General features: G+C 72.9%; 19 protein-coding genes. 12 read left to right on the plus strand and 7 right to left on the minus strand.

What is annotated here, in order from left to right:
* Positions 1 to 66 precede the first annotated feature (66 nt).
* A complete protein-coding gene (locus ACLF5H_RS11240; protein ID WP_172427555.1) occupies positions 67 to 714 on the plus strand; it encodes a TetR family transcriptional regulator in 648 nt (215 codons plus the stop codon).
* A 139-nt stretch (positions 715 to 853) separates the two neighbouring features.
* On the opposite strand, the gene ACLF5H_RS11245 is transcribed toward ACLF5H_RS11240, so the two are convergent.
* The gene (locus tag ACLF5H_RS11245; RefSeq protein WP_037657809.1) at positions 854 to 1,306 is read right to left on the minus strand and encodes an Lrp/AsnC family transcriptional regulator; all 453 of its coding nucleotides are present in this window, start codon (positions 1,304 to 1,306) and stop codon (positions 854 to 856) included.
* Between the two features lie 82 nt (positions 1,307 to 1,388).
* Here ACLF5H_RS11245 and ACLF5H_RS11250 point away from each other — a divergent pair, with 82 nt between their 5' ends.
* Positions 1,389 to 2,006 (plus strand): LysE family translocator, encoded by a 618-nt coding sequence (locus tag ACLF5H_RS11250; protein WP_421675913.1) that lies wholly within the window; start codon positions 1,389 to 1,391, stop codon positions 2,004 to 2,006.
* Positions 2,007 to 2,019: 13 nt separating this feature from the next.
* On the opposite strand, the gene ACLF5H_RS11255 is transcribed toward ACLF5H_RS11250, so the two are convergent.
* Together ACLF5H_RS11255 and ACLF5H_RS11260 are read right to left on the minus strand one after the other, a co-directional pair.
* Positions 2,020 to 2,514 carry a nitroreductase/quinone reductase family protein gene (locus ACLF5H_RS11255; protein ID WP_421676177.1) on the minus strand — a complete coding sequence of 165 codons (495 nt, stop codon included), beginning with the start codon at positions 2,512 to 2,514 and terminating at the stop codon, positions 2,020 to 2,022.
* Positions 2,515 to 2,621: 107 nt separating this feature from the next.
* Positions 2,622 to 3,854 (minus strand): acyl-CoA dehydrogenase family protein, encoded by a 1,233-nt coding sequence (locus tag ACLF5H_RS11260; protein ID WP_421675914.1) that lies wholly within the window; start codon positions 3,852 to 3,854, stop codon positions 2,622 to 2,624.
* A 95-nt stretch (positions 3,855 to 3,949) separates the two neighbouring features.
* Here ACLF5H_RS11260 and ACLF5H_RS11265 point away from each other — a divergent pair, with 95 nt between their 5' ends.
* Positions 3,950 to 5,119 carry a thiolase C-terminal domain-containing protein gene (locus tag ACLF5H_RS11265; RefSeq protein WP_421675915.1) on the plus strand — a complete coding sequence of 390 codons (1,170 nt, stop codon included), beginning with the start codon at positions 3,950 to 3,952 and terminating at the stop codon, positions 5,117 to 5,119.
* Positions 5,120 to 5,135: 16 nt separating this feature from the next.
* Here the strand turns inward: ACLF5H_RS11265 and ACLF5H_RS11270 are convergent, their stop codons facing one another.
* A complete protein-coding gene (locus ACLF5H_RS11270) occupies positions 5,136 to 6,110 on the minus strand; it encodes a CorA family divalent cation transporter (RefSeq protein WP_421675916.1) in 975 nt (324 codons plus the stop codon).
* 161 nt (positions 6,111 to 6,271) lie between these two features.
* On the opposite strand from ACLF5H_RS11270, the gene ACLF5H_RS11275 reads away from it, so the two are divergent.
* Complete coding sequence (locus ACLF5H_RS11275; RefSeq protein ID WP_421675917.1) at positions 6,272 to 6,940, plus strand: pyridoxine/pyridoxamine 5'-phosphate oxidase; 669 nt, start codon at positions 6,272 to 6,274, stop codon at positions 6,938 to 6,940.
* Positions 6,941 to 6,946: 6 nt separating this feature from the next.
* On the opposite strand, the gene ACLF5H_RS11280 is transcribed toward ACLF5H_RS11275, so the two are convergent.
* Together ACLF5H_RS11280 and ACLF5H_RS11285 are read right to left on the minus strand one after the other, a co-directional pair.
* Positions 6,947 to 7,810: a GNAT family N-acetyltransferase gene (locus tag ACLF5H_RS11280; protein WP_421675918.1), complete on the minus strand. Its 864-nt coding sequence runs from the start codon at positions 7,808 to 7,810 to the stop codon at positions 6,947 to 6,949.
* Positions 7,811 to 7,825: 15 nt separating this feature from the next.
* Entirely contained in the window at positions 7,826 to 8,224 is a 399-nt protein-coding gene (locus tag ACLF5H_RS11285) for a Zn-ribbon domain-containing OB-fold protein (RefSeq protein ID WP_421676178.1), read from the minus strand.
* Between the two features lie 155 nt (positions 8,225 to 8,379).
* Here ACLF5H_RS11285 and ACLF5H_RS11290 point away from each other — a divergent pair, with 155 nt between their 5' ends.
* The 5 genes from ACLF5H_RS11290 (at position 8,380) to ACLF5H_RS11310 (ending at position 14,011) form a co-directional block, all read left to right on the plus strand.
* Complete coding sequence (locus ACLF5H_RS11290) at positions 8,380 to 9,579, plus strand: flavin-containing monooxygenase (RefSeq protein ID WP_421675919.1); 1,200 nt, start codon at positions 8,380 to 8,382, stop codon at positions 9,577 to 9,579.
* A 106-nt stretch (positions 9,580 to 9,685) separates the two neighbouring features.
* The gene (locus tag ACLF5H_RS11295; RefSeq protein ID WP_421675920.1) at positions 9,686 to 11,905 is read left to right on the plus strand and encodes an acetate--CoA ligase family protein; all 2,220 of its coding nucleotides are present in this window, start codon (positions 9,686 to 9,688) and stop codon (positions 11,903 to 11,905) included.
* Positions 11,902 to 12,693 (plus strand): enoyl-CoA hydratase/isomerase family protein, encoded by a 792-nt coding sequence (locus ACLF5H_RS11300; RefSeq protein WP_421675921.1) that lies wholly within the window; start codon positions 11,902 to 11,904, stop codon positions 12,691 to 12,693. Before ACLF5H_RS11295 ends, ACLF5H_RS11300 begins: the two co-directional genes overlap by 4 nt.
* A 44-nt stretch (positions 12,694 to 12,737) precedes the next feature.
* Positions 12,738 to 13,343: a DUF6348 family protein gene (locus tag ACLF5H_RS11305; protein ID WP_421675922.1), complete on the plus strand. Its 606-nt coding sequence runs from the start codon at positions 12,738 to 12,740 to the stop codon at positions 13,341 to 13,343.
* 71 nt (positions 13,344 to 13,414) lie between these two features.
* Entirely contained in the window at positions 13,415 to 14,011 is a 597-nt protein-coding gene (locus ACLF5H_RS11310) for a flavin reductase family protein (protein ID WP_421675923.1), read from the plus strand.
* Between the two features lie 10 nt (positions 14,012 to 14,021).
* Here the strand turns inward: ACLF5H_RS11310 and ACLF5H_RS11315 are convergent, their stop codons facing one another.
* Positions 14,022 to 15,341, minus strand: coding sequence for an MFS transporter (locus ACLF5H_RS11315; protein WP_421675924.1), 1,320 nt, complete (start codon positions 15,339 to 15,341; stop codon positions 14,022 to 14,024).
* Positions 15,342 to 15,430: 89 nt separating this feature from the next.
* On the opposite strand from ACLF5H_RS11315, the gene ACLF5H_RS11320 reads away from it, so the two are divergent.
* From ACLF5H_RS11320 to ACLF5H_RS11330, 3 genes are all read left to right on the plus strand, one after another.
* Complete coding sequence (locus ACLF5H_RS11320) at positions 15,431 to 16,465, plus strand: GlxA family transcriptional regulator (RefSeq protein ID WP_421675925.1); 1,035 nt, start codon at positions 15,431 to 15,433, stop codon at positions 16,463 to 16,465.
* A gap of 203 nt (positions 16,466 to 16,668) precedes the next feature.
* On the plus strand, positions 16,669 to 17,055 hold the full coding sequence (locus tag ACLF5H_RS11325; protein WP_421675926.1) for a DUF6507 family protein: 387 nt from the start codon (positions 16,669 to 16,671) through the stop codon (positions 17,053 to 17,055).
* Positions 17,052 to 19,214, plus strand: a complete 2,163-nt coding sequence (locus tag ACLF5H_RS11330; RefSeq protein ID WP_421675927.1) for a hypothetical protein — start codon at positions 17,052 to 17,054, stop codon at positions 19,212 to 19,214. The genes ACLF5H_RS11325 and ACLF5H_RS11330 overlap by 4 nt, the downstream gene beginning before the upstream one ends.
* The last annotated feature ends 14 nt before the right edge of the window (positions 19,215 to 19,228 follow it).

Raw genomic sequence — 19,228 nt, forward strand, 5'->3', positions numbered from 1 at the left:
AGGCCCGCGCACCCCATTTGCAGTCGGCCGAATCGCGCTCCCATCACCCCTCGGTAAGCTGACGGCATGACAGGACAAGTGCGTACCGTCGACGGCCGCGTGGCCGGTAGGCGTGGGCAGGCGACCCGGCAGAAGCTGCTCGACTGCCTCAGCGAGATGCTCAGCTCCTCCCCGTACCGGGACGTCAAGGTCATCGATGTCGCCCGGAAGGCGGGCACTTCGCCCGCGACCTTCTACCAGTACTTCCCGGACGTCGAGGGTGCCGTCCTGGAGATCGCCGACCAAATGGCCGCCGAGGGCGCCGGATTGACCGAGCTGCTGGAGGGGCGCTCCTGGGCCGGCAAGTCCGGCTGGGCGACCTCGCAGGAACTCGTGGACGGCTTCCTGGACTTCTGGAAGAAGCACGACGCGATCCTGCGCGTGGTCGATCTCGGCGCCGCCGAAGGGGACAAACGGTTCTACAAGATCCGTATGAAGATCCTGAACTCGGTGAACAACTCGCTCGCCGACGCGATCGCGGAACTCCAGTCCAAGGGCCGTGTGGACAAGGACGTGAACCCCGCCGCGGTGGCCGGCTCCCTGGTCGCCATGCTCGCCGCGGTCGCCGCCCACCAGAAGGGCTTCTCCTCCTGGGGCGTCAAGCAGGCCGAACTCAAGCCCAACCTGGCCCTGTTGATCCACCTGGGCGTCACGGGGCGCAAGCCGTCGAAATAGCACCGATAGGGATCGGTACGTCCCGTTAACAGTCAAGTCCTGTCTTGCAGGCGGTGGTTCACCCGGGTGAGCCGCCGCCTGCCGTGCTGTCGGGGGCGGTGAGGGACGGCAGGAGGGCGGCAGGGGGGCGGCGAGAGGCTCACGCCGGGAGCGGCCGGTCCCGTACGACGTGCTTCATCACCAGGGTCGACGTCAGCCGCTGCACCCCCGGCAGCGTCGCGAGCCGCTCGTCGTACAGCCGCTGGAAAGCCGCGAGGTCGGCCGTGGCCACCCGCAGGAGATAGTCCGGCTCCCCGAACAGCCGCTGCGCGTCCAGCACATGGTCCAGCTCGCCGACCGCCCGCTCGAACTCGGCCACCGTGTCCCGGTCCTCCTGCCGCATGGACACGAAGACCAGCGCCTCGAAGTTCAGCCCGAGCGCCGTCGCGTCCACCACCGCCCGGTAGCCCTGGATCGCGCCGGAACGCTCCAGCTCACGCAGTCGGCGGTGGCACGGCGAGACGCTGAGCCGCACCCGCGCGGCCAGCTCGGTCACGGTCAGCCGCCCGTCCTGCTGGAGCTCGGCAAGGATTTTCCGGTCCACGTCGTCCATGAAGTAGATATTTGCGCAGAAGCACGGATCATGGGCAAGCTTCGGGAACACTTTCGGGCCGATCGCGCCTAATGTCCCCTTCATGGACTCGGGACTGCTCTTCTCCTTCCTCGTCGTGGACCTGCTGCTGGTGTGCGTGCCGGGCGCCGACTGGGCGTACGTCATCGCGACCGCCCTGCGCGGCACCCGGGTCCCGCGCGCGGTGGCGGGCCTGGTCTGCGGATACGCCCTGCACACGGCCCTGGCGACGGCCGGTCTCGCGGTCCTGGTCGCGGGCTCGCCCCGGCTGCTGACGGCGCTGACCGTGGTGGGCGCCGGGTATCTGCTCTGGCTGGGCTGGGGCGTCCTGCGCCGCCCGGCCACCCCGGAGGCGGGCCCGAGGGGGACCGCCGAGGGGCGTCCCTTTCTGCGCGGGGCCACGATCAGCGGTCTGAACCCCAAGGGCCTGCTGCTCTATCTCTCCGTGCTCCCCCAGTTCCTCACCCTGCGCGGCGCCCATCTGCCGGTCCCCGCGCAGACCGCGGCCCTCGGCCTGCTCCACATGGCGTGCTGCGCGGCCGTCTACCTCACGGTCGGTGTCCTCGCCCGCGCCCTGCTCTCCGCCCGCCCCGCCGCCGCCCGCGCGGTGACCCGCACCTCGGGCGCGGCCATGCTCGGCATCGGCGCGTTCCTGCTGGTGGAGCGGCTGGCGACGCTCTAGCGCCCGGGGGCGCTCAGCGGCCGGACGGCCGCTCGGTCAGCCGGAAGAGCCTGATCTCCCGGCTGATCCGCTTCTGGTACGCGGCGTACGGCGGCCAGAACGCGAGGGCCGCCGCCCAGACCGCCGCCCGTTCCTCCCCCTCCAGGAGCACGGCGGTGACGGTCACGTCCGCGCCCCGCCAGCTGATCGACACCCGCGGCTGGGCGAGCAGATTGTGGGTCCAGGCGGGATGTCCGGGCCGCCCGAAGTTGGACCCGACGAGGATCCAGCTCCGCCCGGCACCGGCCCCGCCCCCGGTCCCGCTCTCCGGCATGCACGCCAGCGGCGTCCTGCGCGGCAGCCCGCTCCGGGCGCCCGTGGAGGTGAGGACCACCCCGGGCAGCATCGCCGTGCTGAGCAGCCTGCGCCCCCGGGTGAGCCGGTGCACGCCCCGGTCGAGCGCCGGGATCACGTAGGGGGCGACCCGGGCGAACCCCCGGCTGGCCGACACCCTGCGCACCACCCGCACCCCGAACCCGGCCCGCGCCCCGGCCCCGGCTTCCGCCGCCGCCCCGGAACCGGCGCCACGCCCCGCGCCCCGCGCGCCCCTCTCACTCTTCACGCCCTTCACGCCCTTCACGCCCCCACCCCGCTGTTCGCCACCTGCGTCCCCGCCGCCCCGAACAGCCCCGCCCGCTCCGCCGCCCGCCCGCGCAGCCGGTGTCCCGGCCCGAACAGCAGCTCGTCCCCGGCCGCCCGCTTGAAGTACAGGTGCGCGTCGTGCTCCCAGGTGAACCCGATCCCCCCGTGCAGCTGGATCCCCTCGGCCGCCGCCGCCCGCAGCGCCCGCAGCGCCTGCGCGAGCGCCGGTCCCCCGAACCCCTCGCCCGCTCCCTCACCCGCTCCCCCCGCCGTCACCCAGGCGGCGTAGTACGCGGCCGACCGTGCCGCCTGCACCCCCACATAGACCTCCGCCAGCCGGTGCTTGACCGCCTGGAAGGAGCCCACGGGCCGCCCGAACTGCTCGCGCTGCCCGACGTACTCCACCGTCCGCTCCAGCACCCGGTCCGCCGCCCCCACCGCCTCGGCGGCGAGCACGGCGGCGACCGGGTCCCCGAGCGCCGCGAACGCCACCCGTACGTCCACCTGCTCCTCCTCTTCCGGCCCCAGCAACTCCGCCCGCACCTGGCGCAGTTGCACCCGCCCCTGCGGCCGCGTCGCGTCCAGTGCCGTCCGCCGGGTCCGCACCACCCCCGCGGCGTCCCCCTCGACCAGGAACAGCCGGGTCCGCGCGCGGGCGTACCCCCCGGTGTGCGCGGCGACCAGCAGCAGGTGGGCGCTGTGCCCGTCGAGGACCTGGTCCACCTGCCCGTACAGCCGCCAGCCGTCGGGGCCGCGCCCGGCCTGCACCCCGCCCGCCCGGCCGCCGCCCGCGGTGTACCCGTCGTTCCCGCCGGTCAGGGCCAGCGCCGTGGCGAGGTCGGGGCCCGGTACGGCGAGCGCCGCGGTGAGAGTGCCCGCGGCGATCCGGGGCAGCAGCCGCGCGCGCTGGGCCTCGGTGCCGAGGGCGAGGAGCAGCGGGGCGGCGAGGACGCAGGTGGCGAACAGCGGGGTGGGGGCGAGGGCGCGGCCCGTCTCCTCGCAGGCGAGGGCCAGTTCGGTGACCGAGCAGCCGACCCCGCCGTACCGCTCGGGCAGTGCGAGGCCCGGCAGCCCGAGCCGCTCGGCCAACTCGGCCCACAGCGAGGGGTCGTACCCGGCCGGGGTGCCGACGGCGGCCCGCACCTCGGCCGACCCGCACCGGATGTGCAGCAGCTCGCGCAGGGACCGGCGGATCTCGTCCTGTTCGGCGGTGAGACGGGTGTCCATGGGCAACCCTTCCGGATCCGGCTCTTCCCTCGGGATCTGACGGACCGTCATATTAGGAGGACCGAAGCGATATGCCCAGGGGCAGGAGGCCTCCCATGACCCGTGTGAGCCGGAACGTCGCCGTGGCCGGTGTGGCGCTCTCCGACTGCGGCCGGGTCCCGGACGCGACGCCGTACGCCCTGCACGCCCAGGCGGCCCGGCGCGCGCTCGCGGACGCCGGTCTGGACCGGTCCCTGGTGGACGGCTTCGCCTCCGCGGGCCTCGGGACACTGGCCCCGGTGGAGGTCGCCGAGTATCTGGGGCTGCGCCCCACGTGGGTGGACTCCACCTCCGTGGGCGGCTCCACCTGGGAGGTGATGGCGGCGCACGCGGCGGACGCGATCGCCGCGGGACACGCACGGGCGGTGCTGCTGGTCTACGGCTCGACCGCGCGCTCGGACATCAAGGCGGGCCGCCGCACGGGCGAGTTGTCCTTCGGGACGCGCGGCCCGCTCCAGTTCGAGGCGCCGTACGGGCACACGCTGATCGCCAAGTACGCGATGGCGGCGCGTCGGCACATGATCGAGTACGGCACGACGATCGAGCAGCTGGCCGAGGTCGCGGTGCAGGCGCGGGCGAACGCGGCCCTGAACCCGGAGGCGATGTTCCGGGCGCCGGTCACCGTGGACGAGGTGCTGGCGGGCCCGCTGATCGCCGACCCCTTCACCAAGCTGCACTGCTGTCCCCGCTCGGACGGCGGCGCGGCGGTGCTGCTGGCCGCCGAGGAGGTCGTACGGGACTGCCGCACGGCCCCCGTCTGGGTGCTCGGCACCGGTGAGCACGTCTCGCACGCGGCGATGTCCGAGTGGCCCGACTTCACCGTGTCCCCGGCGGCGGTCAGCGGCCGGCTCGCCTTCGAGCGGGCCGGGGTGCGCCCCGCCGAGATCGACCTCGCCGAGATCTACGACGCCTTCACCTATATGACCCTGGTGACGCTGGAGGACCTGGGCTTCTGCGCCAAGGGCGAGGGCGGGGCCTTCGTGGCGAAGGGCCGGCTGCGGGTGCGCGGCGGCGAGCTGCCGGTGAACACGGACGGTGGCGGTCTGTCCGCCCAACACCCGGGCATGCGGGGCCTGTTCCTGCTGGTGGAGGCGGTACGGCAGCTGCGCGGCGAGGCCGGGGAGCGCCAAGTGCGCCGCGCCGACGGACAGTTGCCCGCCCTCGCGGTCGCCTCCGGCACCGGGGGCTGGTTCTGCTCCTCCGGCACGGTGGTGCTCGGCCGCTGAGCCCGCCGGGGCCCCTTCAGTCCTCGTCCCGCAGCCGCCGCCAGACACGGGTGCGGTGCAGGACGTAGAACGCGCCGCCGAGGACGATCACCTGGAGGCCGATCGCGAGCAGCCAGAAGACGGCGCGGCTCTCCAGCTCGTCCGTCAGGAAGGCGAAGTTCATGCCGAAGAAGCCGGTCAGGAAGGACAGCGGCAGGAAGATCACGGACACGATGGCCAGCCGGTTGATCACGTTGTTCTGCTCGCCCGCGACGAGCGAGGAGTAGCTGCCGAAGGCCCGGCGGGTGGCCTCCTGGAGGGTCTCGATGTCGGTGAGGACCATGCGGGCCACATGCTGGAACTCGCGGGCGAGCCGCTGCCGTTCGACCGGGAAGTCGGGGTTCATCATCCGGCGGGTGATGACCTCGTCCACCGCCTGGAGGTAGGGCAGCAGCGAGTGGTGCAGCAGGGCGGAGCGGCGGCGCAGCCGGGACAGCCGGTAGACCTGCTCGGGGCGCCGCTGCTGGAACATGTCGTCCTCCAGCTCCTCCACCTCCAGCAGCGCGGCCACCGCGGCCCGGCGGAAGGTGGCCAGGGCGGACTGGAGCACCAGGAAGAGCAGCGCCACGGCGTCCCGGGGCCGTTCCCTGCGTACGTGCGCGGTGATCTCCGGGGCGAGGAACGCGGGGCCCCGGTGGGCGGTGACCAGGTAGCGGTCCCCGGCCACGGCATGGGCGTAGGTCACGCGCTCGTCCTGGACGACGGGGACCACCAGGGCGACGGTGTCGCCGAGGAAGTCGGCGCGGGCGGGTTCGCCGGGGCGCCCGAACCAGTCCAGGTCCGCGTCGCCGAGCCCGAGCCGCTGGGCCAGCCGCTCGCCCTCCTCCGGACCGGTCTCCGGCAGCTCCACGTCCACCAGGAGGTAGCGGGTGGCGGCGAGCCTGCGCCGGGCCTCGGCCAGGTCGGTGCGCACGATGGTGCCCTGTGGCATCGCCACCACCGTTACGATCATCGCCCTCACTCTCGGTCCCGTCGGCCCCGCTCCCAGCCTGGGCGGACCCCGGCGCCCGCGCACCCGGATGCCCTCCTGTGCGCCGCCGGGCGGCCCGAACGGGTGAGCGTGGACGGTGGCCGGGGGCGGGCACGCTCCGGCGGGCTTGGATACTCGGCCCCATGGCACAGAACGATCTCCACGCCCTGCTCCTGACCCAGCGCGTCTGGTCGCCCGAGGTGACCCGGCTGCCGCCGTTCGATCCGGAGACGGCCCCGCCGACCCCGCTGCCGCTGTTCACCAGCTGGTTCGCCGAGGTGGTGGACGCCGGGCAGCCGGAGCCGCACACCATGACGCTGGCCACGGTGGACGAGGAGGGGCGGCCGGACGCCCGGATCGTGATGCTGCACGGCGCCGACCCCGACGGCTGGTCCTTCGCCACCCACACCACGAGCCGCAAGGGCCGCGCCCTGGACGCCCGCCCGTACGCCGCCCTGACCTTCTACTGGCCGGTGCTGGGCCGCCAGGTGCGGGTGCGCGGGCCGGTCGCGGTGGCGCCCGAGGAGGAGAGCCAGGCGGATCTGCACGCCCGCTCCACGGGTGCCCTCGCGGCGGCGCTGACCGGGCACCAGAGCGAGGAGCTGGCCTGCGCGGACGAGCTGCGCCGGGCCTCGGCGGCCGCCTGGGACCGGGCCCGGGCGGACCCTTCGCTGCCCGCCCCCACCTGGGCCCTCTACCGGCTGCGCCCGGACACGGTCGAGTTCTTCCAGGGCGCCGCCGACCGGGCGCATGTCCGACTGGAGTACCGCAGCACGGAGTTCGGGTGGAGCAGGGGGCTGCTGTGGCCGTGAGGGGGCTCAGTCCCCGAAGGCCCACACCGCGAAGTCCGCGACCTCCCGGTAGCCGAGCCGCTGGTAGAGGGCGTTGCTGGTGGGGTTGGCCAGGTCGGTGAAGAGGAGGACCTCGGCCGCCCCGGCGGCGCGCGCGGCCCGGCTCACCTCGGCGGTGACCGCGCCGGCGTATCCCCGGCCGCGCAAGGCGGCCGGGGTGTACACGGGGGCGACGCGCACCTGTCCCGCGATCTCCCTGGTCGCCCCGGCCATGGCCAGCGGTGTGCCGTCGGCGGCCTCCCACAGGGTGATGCCGCCGTAGGAGAGCCGGGCGTCCGCCCACGGTCCCGCGTCCCGTCCGGGGCCTTCGCCCACGGCCTGGGCGAACTCGCCGAACCAGCGCAGCAGCAGCTCCCGGTCGGCGGGCCCGGCGATCCTCGGGCGGCCTTCGGGGGCCGGTTCCGGAACCGTCAACTCATCGAGCCGATAGAGGCGTTGGCGCACGCGCACGGTCGCCTCCCGGCCGGTCCGCCGCGTCCAGGCCGTCGCGAAGGCCGCCGCCGTGTCCCGCTCGGCGGTCACCTCGGGGAACCGGTGGCCGAGACCGGCCAGCCGCTCGGCCAGCGCCTCGGCCTGCTCGGGGGTGAGGGGGGTGAGGCAGAGGCCGTGCGGAGGCGTCCGGGTCAGCGTCGCGAGCACCGTGCCGTCCGCCGCCGTGAGGGTGCCGAAGAGGGGGGTGCCGGGGCCGTAGTAGTGGAGCCCGTGCCTGCGGAGCGTGTCGGTCACCGTCAGGGGCACGGTGTGCGGCGCCGGGCGGGAGCGCAGGAAGCCGCCCGCGCGGGCGAGGAAGTCGTCGAGGTCGTCGGTCAGCTGCCAGGACTCGGGATGCATGGACTCATGATCGGTTCAACTCCCCGGCCGGAAAACCGGTTTACCGTCCGTGAACGCCACCCGCAGCGGCATCCCCGCCGACAGCTCCGCCTCCCCTGCGTCCACCACCTGCGTCATCATCCTCGGCCCCTCCGCGAGGTCGACCACGGCGGCGATGTACGGGGTGCGGGCGGCGAAGGGGGGCAGGTCATTGCGGTGGACCGTGGACCAGGTGTAGAGGGTGGCGCGGCCGGTGGCCTGCTCCCAGGCGACGTCCTCGCTCCAGCAGTGGGGGCAGAACTCGCGTGGATAGTGGTGGGCCCGGCCGCAGGCGGCGCAACGGCGGATCAGGAGGCGGCCGTCGGCGGCGGCCGCCCAGTAGGGACGGGTGAAGGCGTCGGCCTCGGGGAGGTCGGGGCGCGGACCATCGCTCATCGGATCCATGGATCTGACGCTACGTCAGAACTGCGTCCTTGCCGACCCCTTCACCCGCCATCCGGGTACACACTCCGCACATCCGTGATCAATCCGGAACCAATTCCGGTCTTGACCGAGACCCATCAAGCGGGTGGATGATTACGCTCCCGCTCATGGCTGTCTCCCGCCCCACCCCCACGCACCCCTCACCGACCCACGCCGAGCACCCGGTGTACGTCATCGGCGCAGGTCCCGGCGGTCTCGCCGCCGCGTACGCACTGCGGGCGCGCGGCATACGGGCGGTGGTACTGGAGAAGTCCGGCGCGGTCGGCGCGTCCTGGCGGCGCCACTACGACCGGCTCCATCTGCACACCACCCGCCGGCTGTCCGCGCTGCCGGGCCTGAAGATCCCGCGCCGCTTCGGCCGCTGGGTGTCGCGCGACGACCTGGTGCGCTACCTGGAGAAGTACGCCGAGCACCATGAGCTGGAGATCGTCACCGGCGTCGAGGTGCACCGCGTCGAGCGGGCCGCGGACGGCACCGGCTGGCTGCTGCACGCGTCCGGCGGCCGGGAGCTGACCGGCAGCGCGGTGGTCGTCGCCACCGGCTACAACCACACCCCGCGCATCCCCGACTGGCCCGGACGGGAGTCGTACGACGGCGAGCTGCTGCACGCCGGGGACTACCGCAACGCGGAGCCGTACGCCGGGCGGGACGTGCTGGTGGTCGGGGTCGGCAACACCGGCGCCGAGATAGCCGTGGACCTGGTGGAGGGCGGGGCCGCGCGGGTGCGGCTCGCGGTGCGCACCGTCCCGCACATCGTGCGCCGCTCCACCCTCGGCTGGCCCGCGCAGTACACGGGTGTGCTGGTACGACGGCTGCCGGTGCGCCTGGTGGACCGGCTGTCCCGGCAGCAGGCCAGGCTGGCCCTGCCGGACCTGTCCGCACAGGGGCTGCCGCGCCCGGACACCGGCCTGTACAGCAGGGTGCGGCAGGGCGCGATACCGGTGCAGGACGTGGGCCTGCTGGACGCCGTGCGGCGCGGGAAGGTGGAGGTCGTCGCGGCCGTGGAGTCCTTCGAGGCCAAGAAGGTGGTCCTGGCGGACGGCTCCCGGATAGAGCCGGAGGCGGTGATCGCGGCCACGGGGTACGCGCGCGGCCTGGACGGGCTGGTCGGTCATCTGGAGGTGCTCGGCGCGGACGGAAAGCCGGTGGTGCGGGGCGGCCGGACGGCGAAGTCGGCGCCCGGTCTGTACTTCACCGGATACACCAACCCGATCAGCGGAATGCTGCGCGAACTGGCCCGGGACGCGGAGCGGATCGCGAAGGGCCTGGCGGGTCGCGGGGCGCGAACTCGCCCCACCCGTCGGTAACTTTCCCTCCCCGCCCCATTCCTGACATCCGCCCGGTTCGTTAATCTGACACAGCGTCAGTTCACGTGTGCTGTCTCATGCTGTCTCACAGGAGCGGGGCGGACCGATGCTTGGATCAACCCACGGGACACTCACCACCGACTCCCGCCGCGCCCGGGTGATCGCCTGCGGGGAGCGGCGGCCCGGGCCCGCCGTGCACGGCCGGGTGGACGACCTGGACGTCGGCGGACGCCCGCTGCACGCGGACGTGCCGGACCTGAGCCGCTTCTTCCGGCCGCAGTCCGTCGCCGTGATCGGCGCCTCCGACGCGGAGGGCCGTCCCAACACCGGCATGACCCGGCAACTGCTGGCCTGGGCCGAGCGCGTCGGCGCCCGGGTGCACCCCGTGCACCCCACCCGCCCGGCCGTCTTCGGCGTCCCCTGCGCCCCGTCCGTCGCCGCGCTGCCCGAACAGGTCGACCTGGCCGTCCTGTTGATCGCCGACCCGCTCCCGGTGATCGGTGAACTCGCCGAGGCCAAGGTGAAGTTCGCCGTCGCCTTCGCGTCCGGCTTCGCGGAGACCGGCGAGGCGGGCGCCGCGGCCCAGCGGCGGCTCACCGAGGCCGTGCGCCGCTCCGGGCTGCGGCTGCTCGGCCCGAACACCAATCTGAACGCCTTCGAGCGCTTCCGGGACGACCTCACCGGACCGGCGATCGCCCTGATCACCCAGTCCGGCCACCAGGGCCGCCCGGTCTTCGCCCTCCAGGAACTGGGCATCCGCCTGACCCACTGGGCCCCGACCGGCAACGAGGCCGATCTGGAGAGCGCCGACTTCATCTCCTGGTTCGCCGAACAGCCCGAGGTCGGCGCCATCGCCGCGTACCTGGAGGGCCTCAAGGACGGCCGCGCCTTCCTGCTGGCCGCCGACCGCGCCGCCCGCCGGGGCGTGCCGGTGGTCGCGGTGAAGGTGGGCCGCACCGAGACCGGCGCCCGTACGGCCGCCTCGCACACCGGCAAGCTCACCGGCGCCGACGACGTGGTGGACGCGGCCATGCGCCAGTACGGCGTGCTCCGCGTCGACACCCTCGACGAACTCCAGGACACCGCGGCCCTGTTGGCGCGGGCCAGGCCCCCGCTCGCCGAGGGCGTCGCCGTCTACTCCATCTCCGGCGGCACCGGCGCCCATGTGGCCGACCTCGCCACGGCGGCCGGACTGTCCCTGCCGGCTCTCTGCGCGGCGAAACAGGCCGAACTGCACCAGTGGATACCGGAGTACCTGAGCGTCGCCAACCCCGTGGACAACGGCGGCCACCCGGTCGGCGACGCGCGCGGCCGGAAGATCATCGACGCGCTGCTCGCCGACCCCTCGATCGGCGCCCTGATCTGCCCGGTCACCGGCCCCTTCCCGCCGCTCAGCGACAAGCTGGTGCGCGATCTGGTGGACGCGGCGGAGCGGACGGACAAGCTGGTCTGCGTGGTCTGGGGGTCGCCGGTCGGCACCGAGCCCGCGTACCGGGACGTCCTGCTCGGCTCCTCCCGGGTCGCCACCTTCCGCACCGTCGGCAACTGCCTGCGGGCGGTGCGCTCCTGGCTCGACCACCACCGCTTCACCGCCTCCTACCGCTCCCCCTTCGACGAGGCCCCGCGCACCCCCTCCCCCTCCTTCCGCAAGGCGGCCGCGCTGATGAGCCCCGGGCGGCAGCTCAGCGAGCACGCGGCCAAGCAGCTGCTGCGCGCCTACGGCATCCGGGTGCCCCGCGAACAGCTGGTGACCAGCGCCGCGGCGGCCGTGCGCGCGGCGGCGCAGATCGGCTACCCGGTGGTGATGAAGGCCTCCGGCGACCGGCTCGCCCACAAGACCGAGCTGGGCCTGGTGCGGATCGGACTCACCTCCGCCAGCCAGGTGCGCGACGCCTACCGCGAGTTGAACGACATCGCCCGCTACGAGGGCGTCCCGCTGGACGGCATCCTGGTGTGCCAGATGGTCGAACAGGGCGTGGAGACGGTCGTCGGGGTCACCCATGACGAGCTGTTCGGGCCGACCGTGACCGCCGGGCTCGGCGGCGTCCTGGTCGAGGTGCTGCGCGACACCGCCGTACGCGTCCCCCCGTTCGGCGAGGACCAGGCCCACGCCCTGCTCAGGGATCTGCGCGGCCGGGCCCTGCTGGACGGCGTCCGGGGGCGGCCGCCCGCCGATGTGGACGCCCTGGTGGAGGTGATCCTGCGCGTCCAGCGCATGGCCCTCGAACTGGGCGACCACATCGCCGAGTTGGACATCAACCCGCTGATGGTGCTGCCCCGGGGCCAGGGCGCGGTGGCGCTGGACGCGCTGGTGGTGTGCCGATGACCGGGCTCGACCACGAGGTGCGCGACCACGTCTCGTACCTCACCCTGAACCGCCCCGAGACCCTGAACGCCCTCACCCCCGCGCTGCGCGACCGCCTCGTCGGCCTGCTCACCGAGGCGTCCGCCGACCCGGCCGTGCGCGCGGTGGTCCTCACCGGCACCGGCCGGGGCTTCTGCGCGGGCGCCGACCTGCGCTCGGGGACGGACGGCCCGCCCGCCACCCGGATCCCGGGCGATGTCGCGCGCACCCTGCGCACCGGCGCCCAGCGCCTGATCGCCGCCGTCCTCGACTGCGAGAAGCCGGTGATCGCGGCGGTGAACGGCACGGCGGCGGGCCTCGGCGCGCATCTCGCCCTCGCCTGCGATCTGGTGCTGGCCGCCGAGTCGGCCCGCTTCATCGAGGTCTTCGTACGCCGGGGCCTCGTACCGGACGCGGGCGGGGCCTACCTCCTGCCCCGGCTGACCGGCCTCCAGCGGGCGAAGGAGCTGATGTTCTTCGGCGACGCGCTGTCCGCGCCCGAGGCGGAGCGACTCGGCCTCGTCAACCGGGTGCTTCCGGACGGGGAGTTGGCGAAGACGGCCCGCGAGTGGGCCACCCGGCTCGCCACCGGCCCGACCCGCGCCCTCGCCCTCACCAAGCACCTCCTGAACTCCTCCCCGGACGGCGACCGCGCGTCCGCATTCGCGGCGGAGGCGTGGGCGCAGGAGATCAACCTGACGACACAGGACGCCGGGGAGGGACTGCGGGCGTTCGCGGAGCGAAGAAGCCCTGAGTTCAAGGGCCGTTGAGGCGGTCCCGCGGTTCACAGACCCCTGCCCTAGGGTGTCGCGCCATGGGACGGGGACCGTGGCGCAAGAAGGACGGGCCGGTCGCGAAGGAGCCGGTCGGGCCGAAGGAGTCGCTGGCGCTGAGGCTGGTGGCGGAACGGCTCGGCGGGCTCGGCGGGCTCGGCGGAGCTGCCTGGGAGGTCGCCGGGGACCGGGTGCGGGGCCCTGGCCGGGTGGCCGTCGTACTCGGGCACGACCACGAGGAGTCCGAGGGGCATGTCGACCTCACCTTCGTGCTGGACACCGACCGCCCGGAGCAGACCTCGCTGCCGGACTGCGTCTCCGGATTCGGGCCCCCACCCGAGGCGAAGCTCGAACGGGCCGCGCGGATGCGGGCGGCGACCACCGGCGCGGCCGTACTGGAGATGCTGGAGCAACACGGGCGGCACGGCGCCCACTTCCCGGCACAGGACCCGGACGGCTTCCCGGCCGGCACGCGATCCAGGGCGGCATCGTCGGCTGGGGGGGCCGGGCCCGAGCACGGCTCGGTCCAGCGGTGGGCCGCCGACCGGGCACTCCTGCCGCTGATCGCCCCGGCCCTGACCGCCGAGGGCCTGCCCCGCCAGGAACTGATCGGCGTCAAGCTCCTCTTCGGCACCTACCCGTCCTGACCCGCCCTGACCCTTCACACCCCTTCACGCCCCTTCCGGCCTGACGCGGCGTCAGCTTCAATGGAGGGGTGATGGGACACGCAGGAGCCGCCGCCGCAGCCGTCCGCTATCTGGGCCTGAACCCGGTGGATCCGCTGCCGCGCCCGGAGTTGCGCTGTGTGCGGGAGGACGAGCGGGCGCCGGTGGACCAGGGCGAGTTCCGCCGCGTCCTCGGCACCTTCGCGAGCGGGGTCACGGTGATCACGGCACCGGCCGCCGAGGGCGAGCGCGGCCCGGCCGGTTTCGCCTGCCAGTCCTTCTCCTCGCTCTCCCTCGACCCGCCCCTGGTCTGCTTCATGGTGGCCCGTACGTCCACCACCTGGCCCCGCATCGCCCGCGCCGGCGTCTTCTGCGTCAACATCCTCGGCGCCGACCAGGCCGAGCTGTGCCGGGCCTTCGCGGTGCGCGGCGCCGACAAGTTCGCGGGCGTCCCGCACACCCCCGCGCCCCGTACGGGCTCCCCCAGGCTCCTGGGCGCGACCGCCTGGATCGACTGCACCGTGCACGCGGTGCACCCCGGCGGCGACCACCTGATCGTGACCGGCCGGGTCGACGCCCTCGGCACCACCGACGACCCCCCGGCCCCGCTCCTCTTCCACCGGGGCCGGTTCGGCCGGCTCGCCCTCTAGGGGCCCCGGGTCAGCCGATGGCGAGGGCCGGCTCGGGCGGGCGGACCCTGCGGATCACCAGGGACATCAGCGCGGCCGCCGCGCACAGCGTGCCCGAGGCGTACCAGACGAGGTCGTAGGAGCCGAAGACATCACGGGCGAGGCCGCCGAGGTAGGCCACGAGCGCGGCGCCGATCTGGTGGGAGGCCAGCACCCAGCCGAAGACGATCGCGCTGTCCTCGCCGAACCGCTCACGGCACAGGGCGAGGGTGGGCGGGACGGTGGCCACCCAGTCGAGGCCGTAGAAGACGATGAAGAACAGCATCGGCGGGTGGACCGAGGGGGCCAGCAGCATCGGCAGGAAGACCAGGGACAGGCCGCGCAGGGCGTAGTAGACGGCCAGCAGGCGGCGGGGTTCGAAGCGGTCGGTGAACCAGCCGGAGGCGATGGTGCCGACGACGTCGAACACCCCGACCACCGCGAGCAGCGAGGCCGCGGTCGTCACCGGCATGCCGTGGTCGTGCTCGGCGGGCACGAAATGGGTCTGGATCAGGCCGTTGGTGGAGGCGCCGCAGATCGCGAAGGTACCGGCGAGGAGCCAGAAGGTGCCGGTGCGCACGGAGGTCGACAGGACCTTGAGGGTGCGCCGGGCGGCGCCCGTCGCCGGGGGCGGCTTCGGGAGGAACTCCGCGGACCCGTAGGGGTTCTGCCCGACGTCCGCCGGGTGGTCGTACAGCAGCAGCCAGACGAAGGGCACCACGGCCAGGGCGGCGAGGGCGACGGTCACGGCGGCGGGCCGCCAGCCGTGGTGCTCGACCATCCAGGACAGCAGCGGCAGGAAGACCAGCTGTCCGGAGGCGGACGCGGCGGTCAGGATCCCGGTGACCAGGCCCCGGCGCGCGGTGAACCAGCGGTTGGTGACCGTCGCCGCGAAGGCCAGCGCCATCGAGCCGCTGCCGAGCCCGACGAGCAGCCCCCAGCACAGCCACAGCTGCCATGCCGCCGTCATCCACACGGTCAGCCCGGAGCCGACCGCGATCACGGTCAGCGCCACCGCGACCACCCGCCGGATGCCGAAGCGGTCCATCAGCGCGGCGGCGAACGGCGCGGTCACGCCGTAGAGCGCGAGATTGAGGGAGACGGCCGCGCCGATCGTGCCGTGCGACCAGCCGAACTCCTGGTGCAGCGGGTCGATCAGCAGACCGGGCAGGGAGCGGAAGGCGGCCGCGCCGGTGATCGTGACGAAGGCGACGGCCGCGACGAACCAGGCGCGGTGCGGGCGGGTGCGCGCCGGGCGCGGTTCGGGCGGGGCGGCCTGGACGGGGACGGCGGCGGGGTTTGTCTGAGTCACGTCGTCCAGCGTCCGCATTTCGTTCCCACGCATCGAGTGGCCCGAGGGACAGCATTCGCTAGGATCGGGCCATGCGTGTGAATCGAGCCATGAGTGCGGATCGGGCCTTGCACGTCGACCGGGCCGCGCGCACCGCCGGGGGGTTCCGTCCGCACCGGGTCGCCGTCCTCGCCCTGGACGGGCTGCTCCCCTTCGAACTGGGCATCCCGCACCGCGTCTTCGGCCGCCCCAGGGACGCCCGGGGCCGGCCGCTGTACGAGGTGTTCACCTGCTCGGTACGGCCCCCGGGCCCGGTGGAGACGGACGCCGACTTCGCCGTCCAGGTGCCGCACGGCCCCGAGGCGCTGGCCCGCGCCGACACGGTGATCGTCCCGGCGTCGTACGAGCTGGGCCCGGTCTTCGAGGAGGGCCGGCTGACCGAGGAGCTGGCCGCCGCGCTCGCCCTGATCCGGCCCGGCACCCGGCTCGCCTCCATCTGCACCGGGGTGTACGTCCTCGCCGCCGCCGGACATCTCGACGGCCGCCGGGCGACCACCCACTGGGCCGAGGCGGACCACTTCCAGCGGCTGTTCCCGAGGATCGAGGTGGACGCGGACGTGCTGTTCATCGACGACGGCGACGTGCTGACCTCGGCCGGGGTGGCCGCCGGGATCGACCTGTGCCTGCACATGGTCCGCCGCGACTTCGGCACGGCCGTCGCCAATGACGTGGCCCGGCGGATGGTCGTCCCGCCGCACCGCGACGGCGGCCAGGCCCAGTACATACAGCGCCCGGTGCCCGACCCCCAGCTCGCCACCACCACCGGCGCCCGCGCCTGGGCACTGGCCCGGCTGCACGAGCCGATCCAACTGCGCGACCTGGCCGAGCAGGAGGCCATGTCGGTCCGCACCTTCACCCGCCGCTTCCGCGAGGAGGCCGGCGTCAGCCCCGGCCAGTGGCTCACCGGACAACGGGTCGAACGCGCCCGCCAGCTGCTCGAATCCACCGACCTCCCCATGGACCAGGTGGCCCGGGCATCGGGCTTCGGCACGGCCCAGTCGATGCGCCAGCACATGCAGCAGGCACTGGGGGTGACCCCGACGGCGTACCGACGGACGTTCAGGGCGCTCGCCGTGGATGCCTGACGGTGCGCGTCCGCATCGCCTTGCGGTATCGCTCCGAACCGGCGACAAGCCGCACGGTCCCGTAACAGGTTCGCCGTCGCCCAGGTGATCGCTCTATGCTTCCAGCGAGGAACTTAGCTGACATATCGGGGCGGTTCGAAGCAGAAGGCCACGCTCAGCAGCATCCGGCGTCGACCGTCGGCACACGCAACAGGGGGGCATCCGTGTCCAAGTGGGACATCGACGTGGAATCTGTCCGTGGCGTCCTCGGCAAGGCCATGGACACGGCGGGAAAGTTCGAGGACGAATTCACGTCCTACAGCGATGGCTTGGCGAGCGCCGCCAAGTCGGCCGGCACGATGGCCCCCGGAGCCAAGCCCAAGAGCGGCACGCCGGGCCCCGTCGCCGCAGCGCTGGAGGAGTTCGCGGACAAGACGTTCAATGATCTTCGCTATCTCCCCGCGCGTGCGGCCACGTCGATCGGCGGCGCGGCGAAGGCCACCGAGGAGTACGTCACCGGTGACCTGAAGATGGCGGCCAACGCCCAGCACGACGCCATTCCGGATCCGAAGCTGCCTCCGGTCAAGACTGAAGGGAGTAAGGGCAAGTGATCGGCGATCTGAGCGAGATCCCCGAATTCAGCGGTGATCTCGATCAGTTGGAGAAGGACGCCGGCACGCTGAAGAAGGCCGCGTCCGATATCCGCGACACCGGCCGGGACGTCCACAACGACTTCCAGGGCCTGGTGTCCTGCTACACGGCCCCGGAGGCCGACCAGCTCTTTCACACCACCGCCCCGGTCAGGGACAAGGCCGACGCCTTCGCCACGAAGCTGGAGACCGTCAGCGGCGCCCTGTCGGGATTCGCCAAGGACGCCCGGCCGCTCGTCCAGCGGATGGAGCAGCTCAGGAGTGAGGCGGCCGCCTTCCGCACGTCGGTCGAGGGCGACCACGACTGGCGCAAGGATCAGAAGAACGTCGACAAGAACACGCACCTGGTCCACGAGATCGGCCGTGTCTGGGGCGAGTTCCAGGAGCTCGAGCGCTCGACCGCGACGAAGATCGACGGACAGGTCGGCGGCACGCGGTGGATCGCCGACGACGGCTCGCACAAGAAGGGTATGTACGGCTTCAAGGCCGAGGACGCGGCCAAGGCAGACGACACCCCCTGGGGCAAGGTCGAGGACCGCGAGTACACCGGCCTGGCCGCTGCCTGGCACTGGACGAAGCACAATGTGGGCGGTGCCCTCAAGGGCTTCTTCGTCGACGGTGTCTGGGGCACCATCAAGGGCCTCGGCCACATGGTCAATGTCTTCGACTGGGACACCTTCACGAAGACGCGGAAAGGCATCGGGGACGTCTTCGGCGGCATCAGCGCGTACATCATGACGCCTTACGACTGGGCCATGGACAAGATGTTCGGCCCGGTCGACCACAGCGGCACCGACCGCCAGAAGAAGGCTCTGCGCGACTTCGGCAAGTCCCTCGTCGCCTACGACGAATGGGGAACGAACCCCGCCCGCGCGGGCGGCACCGTGGTCTTCAACGTCCTCACCCTGGGTGCCGGCACGGCCCTCAAGCTCGGCAAGGCCGGTACCCTGGCCGCCGAGACCGGCGAGGCGGGCGAGGCCGCCGCCTCGGTCAGCCGCGTCGCCAAGGTCGCCGACGCCTTCGGCAAGACGGGCCGGCTCGTGGACCCGATGACCTACGTCGGCAAGGGCGCGGGCTTCGCCAAGCTCAAGGTCGGCGACATGATGGCGGGCTTGAGAGGACTCCACTCCGGCGCCGCGGGCGACTTCCTCCACGGCACCGGTCCGCACACCGGCGTCACCGTCTCGGACAAGTCCGTCCGCTACCCGGACGGCTCGATCCTCCACGAGAACGGCACCATGACCTCCCCGGAGGGCAACCCGCACCAGACCCCGATCCCGGTCGAATCCTCGGCCGCGGACCGGGTGGCGCGGCCCGGAGTGGAGTCACGGGCGCATGCGCCCTCGGCATCGGATGTGCCGGTTCATACCGACCGGCCTCTCCCGGCGCACGTCGGCGGCGGTGAACCGCACGCCGCCCCGCACGTCGACAGCAGCTCCGGCGAAAGCCACCACGTGGCATCGCACGGCGCTCACGAAACACCGACGGATCACTCGGGCCGCGGCGCCGGCGGCGACACCGGGCATCCTGCAGCCCAGGATCACGGTCATGGCCACGTGGAGCACGCGCCAGATCCCGCACACACCATGCGCTCGGACTACGTCCCGCCGGACGCGCCGGAATCCAAGCTCCCCGCTCCCCCGAAGGAGCACGGTGACGTCCTCCTCACGACTGGTGACCACGTCTATCTCCAGCCGCACTTGACTACAATCGGCTACGACAGCATGACCCAACTGAACCGGGAGTTCACGAAGCGACTCGACGGCTACCACGATGTCATCGTTCACGGCAATGACAAGGGATTCTTCATGCCCGGCAGAAAAAATGCCGCAGGAGTCGATTTCCCGCCCGGCGAAGTGCATCCCAGCCACATAATCGAGGCCATCAGGAACAACCCCAGTTACAGAGGAGAGCCCATCAGGCTCATCTCTTGCCATACAGGACGGATTCGTGACGGCGTAGCAGATATCCCCGCAGCGCAGCAACTGGCGAACGAACTGGGCGTTCCGGTCAAGGCTCCGACGGACGAAGTGGGTATCTACCCCTCACGGCCGAAGGGCCAAGAACCGGAGGTACAGAACGGTGGATACTGGAGGACCTTCCTCCCCGTAGCCAATTAATCATTGAAGGGAAG

The organism is Streptomyces sp. LaBMicrA B280, from assembly GCF_049222185.1.
In the GTDB taxonomy this organism is placed as follows: Bacteria; Actinomycetota; Actinomycetes; order Streptomycetales; family Streptomycetaceae; genus Streptomyces; species Streptomyces murinus.

Coding starts and splice junctions, on each gene's coding strand:
- ACLF5H_RS11240 (WP_172427555.1), top strand. CDS start 67: ATGACAGGACAAGTGCGTACCGTCGACGGCCGCGTGGCCGGTAGGCGT.
- ACLF5H_RS11245 (WP_037657809.1), bottom strand. CDS start 1,306: ATGGACGACGTGGACCGGAAAATCCTTGCCGAGCTCCAGCAGGACGGG.
- ACLF5H_RS11250 (WP_421675913.1), top strand. CDS start 1,389: ATGGACTCGGGACTGCTCTTCTCCTTCCTCGTCGTGGACCTGCTGCTG.
- ACLF5H_RS11260 (WP_421675914.1), bottom strand. CDS start 3,854: ATGGACACCCGTCTCACCGCCGAACAGGACGAGATCCGCCGGTCCCTG.
- ACLF5H_RS11265 (WP_421675915.1), top strand. CDS start 3,950: ATGACCCGTGTGAGCCGGAACGTCGCCGTGGCCGGTGTGGCGCTCTCC.
- ACLF5H_RS11270 (WP_421675916.1), bottom strand. CDS start 6,110: ATGATCGTAACGGTGGTGGCGATGCCACAGGGCACCATCGTGCGCACC.
- ACLF5H_RS11275 (WP_421675917.1), top strand. CDS start 6,272: ATGGCACAGAACGATCTCCACGCCCTGCTCCTGACCCAGCGCGTCTGG.
- ACLF5H_RS11280 (WP_421675918.1), bottom strand. CDS start 7,810: ATGCATCCCGAGTCCTGGCAGCTGACCGACGACCTCGACGACTTCCTC.
- ACLF5H_RS11285 (WP_421676178.1), bottom strand. CDS start 8,224: ATGAGCGATGGTCCGCGCCCCGACCTCCCCGAGGCCGACGCCTTCACC.
- ACLF5H_RS11290 (WP_421675919.1), top strand. CDS start 8,380: ATGGCTGTCTCCCGCCCCACCCCCACGCACCCCTCACCGACCCACGCC.
- ACLF5H_RS11295 (WP_421675920.1), top strand. CDS start 9,686: ATGCTTGGATCAACCCACGGGACACTCACCACCGACTCCCGCCGCGCC.
- ACLF5H_RS11300 (WP_421675921.1), top strand. CDS start 11,902: ATGACCGGGCTCGACCACGAGGTGCGCGACCACGTCTCGTACCTCACC.
- ACLF5H_RS11305 (WP_421675922.1), top strand. CDS start 12,738: ATGGGACGGGGACCGTGGCGCAAGAAGGACGGGCCGGTCGCGAAGGAG.
- ACLF5H_RS11310 (WP_421675923.1), top strand. CDS start 13,415: ATGGGACACGCAGGAGCCGCCGCCGCAGCCGTCCGCTATCTGGGCCTG.
- ACLF5H_RS11320 (WP_421675925.1), top strand. CDS start 15,431: ATGAGTGCGGATCGGGCCTTGCACGTCGACCGGGCCGCGCGCACCGCC.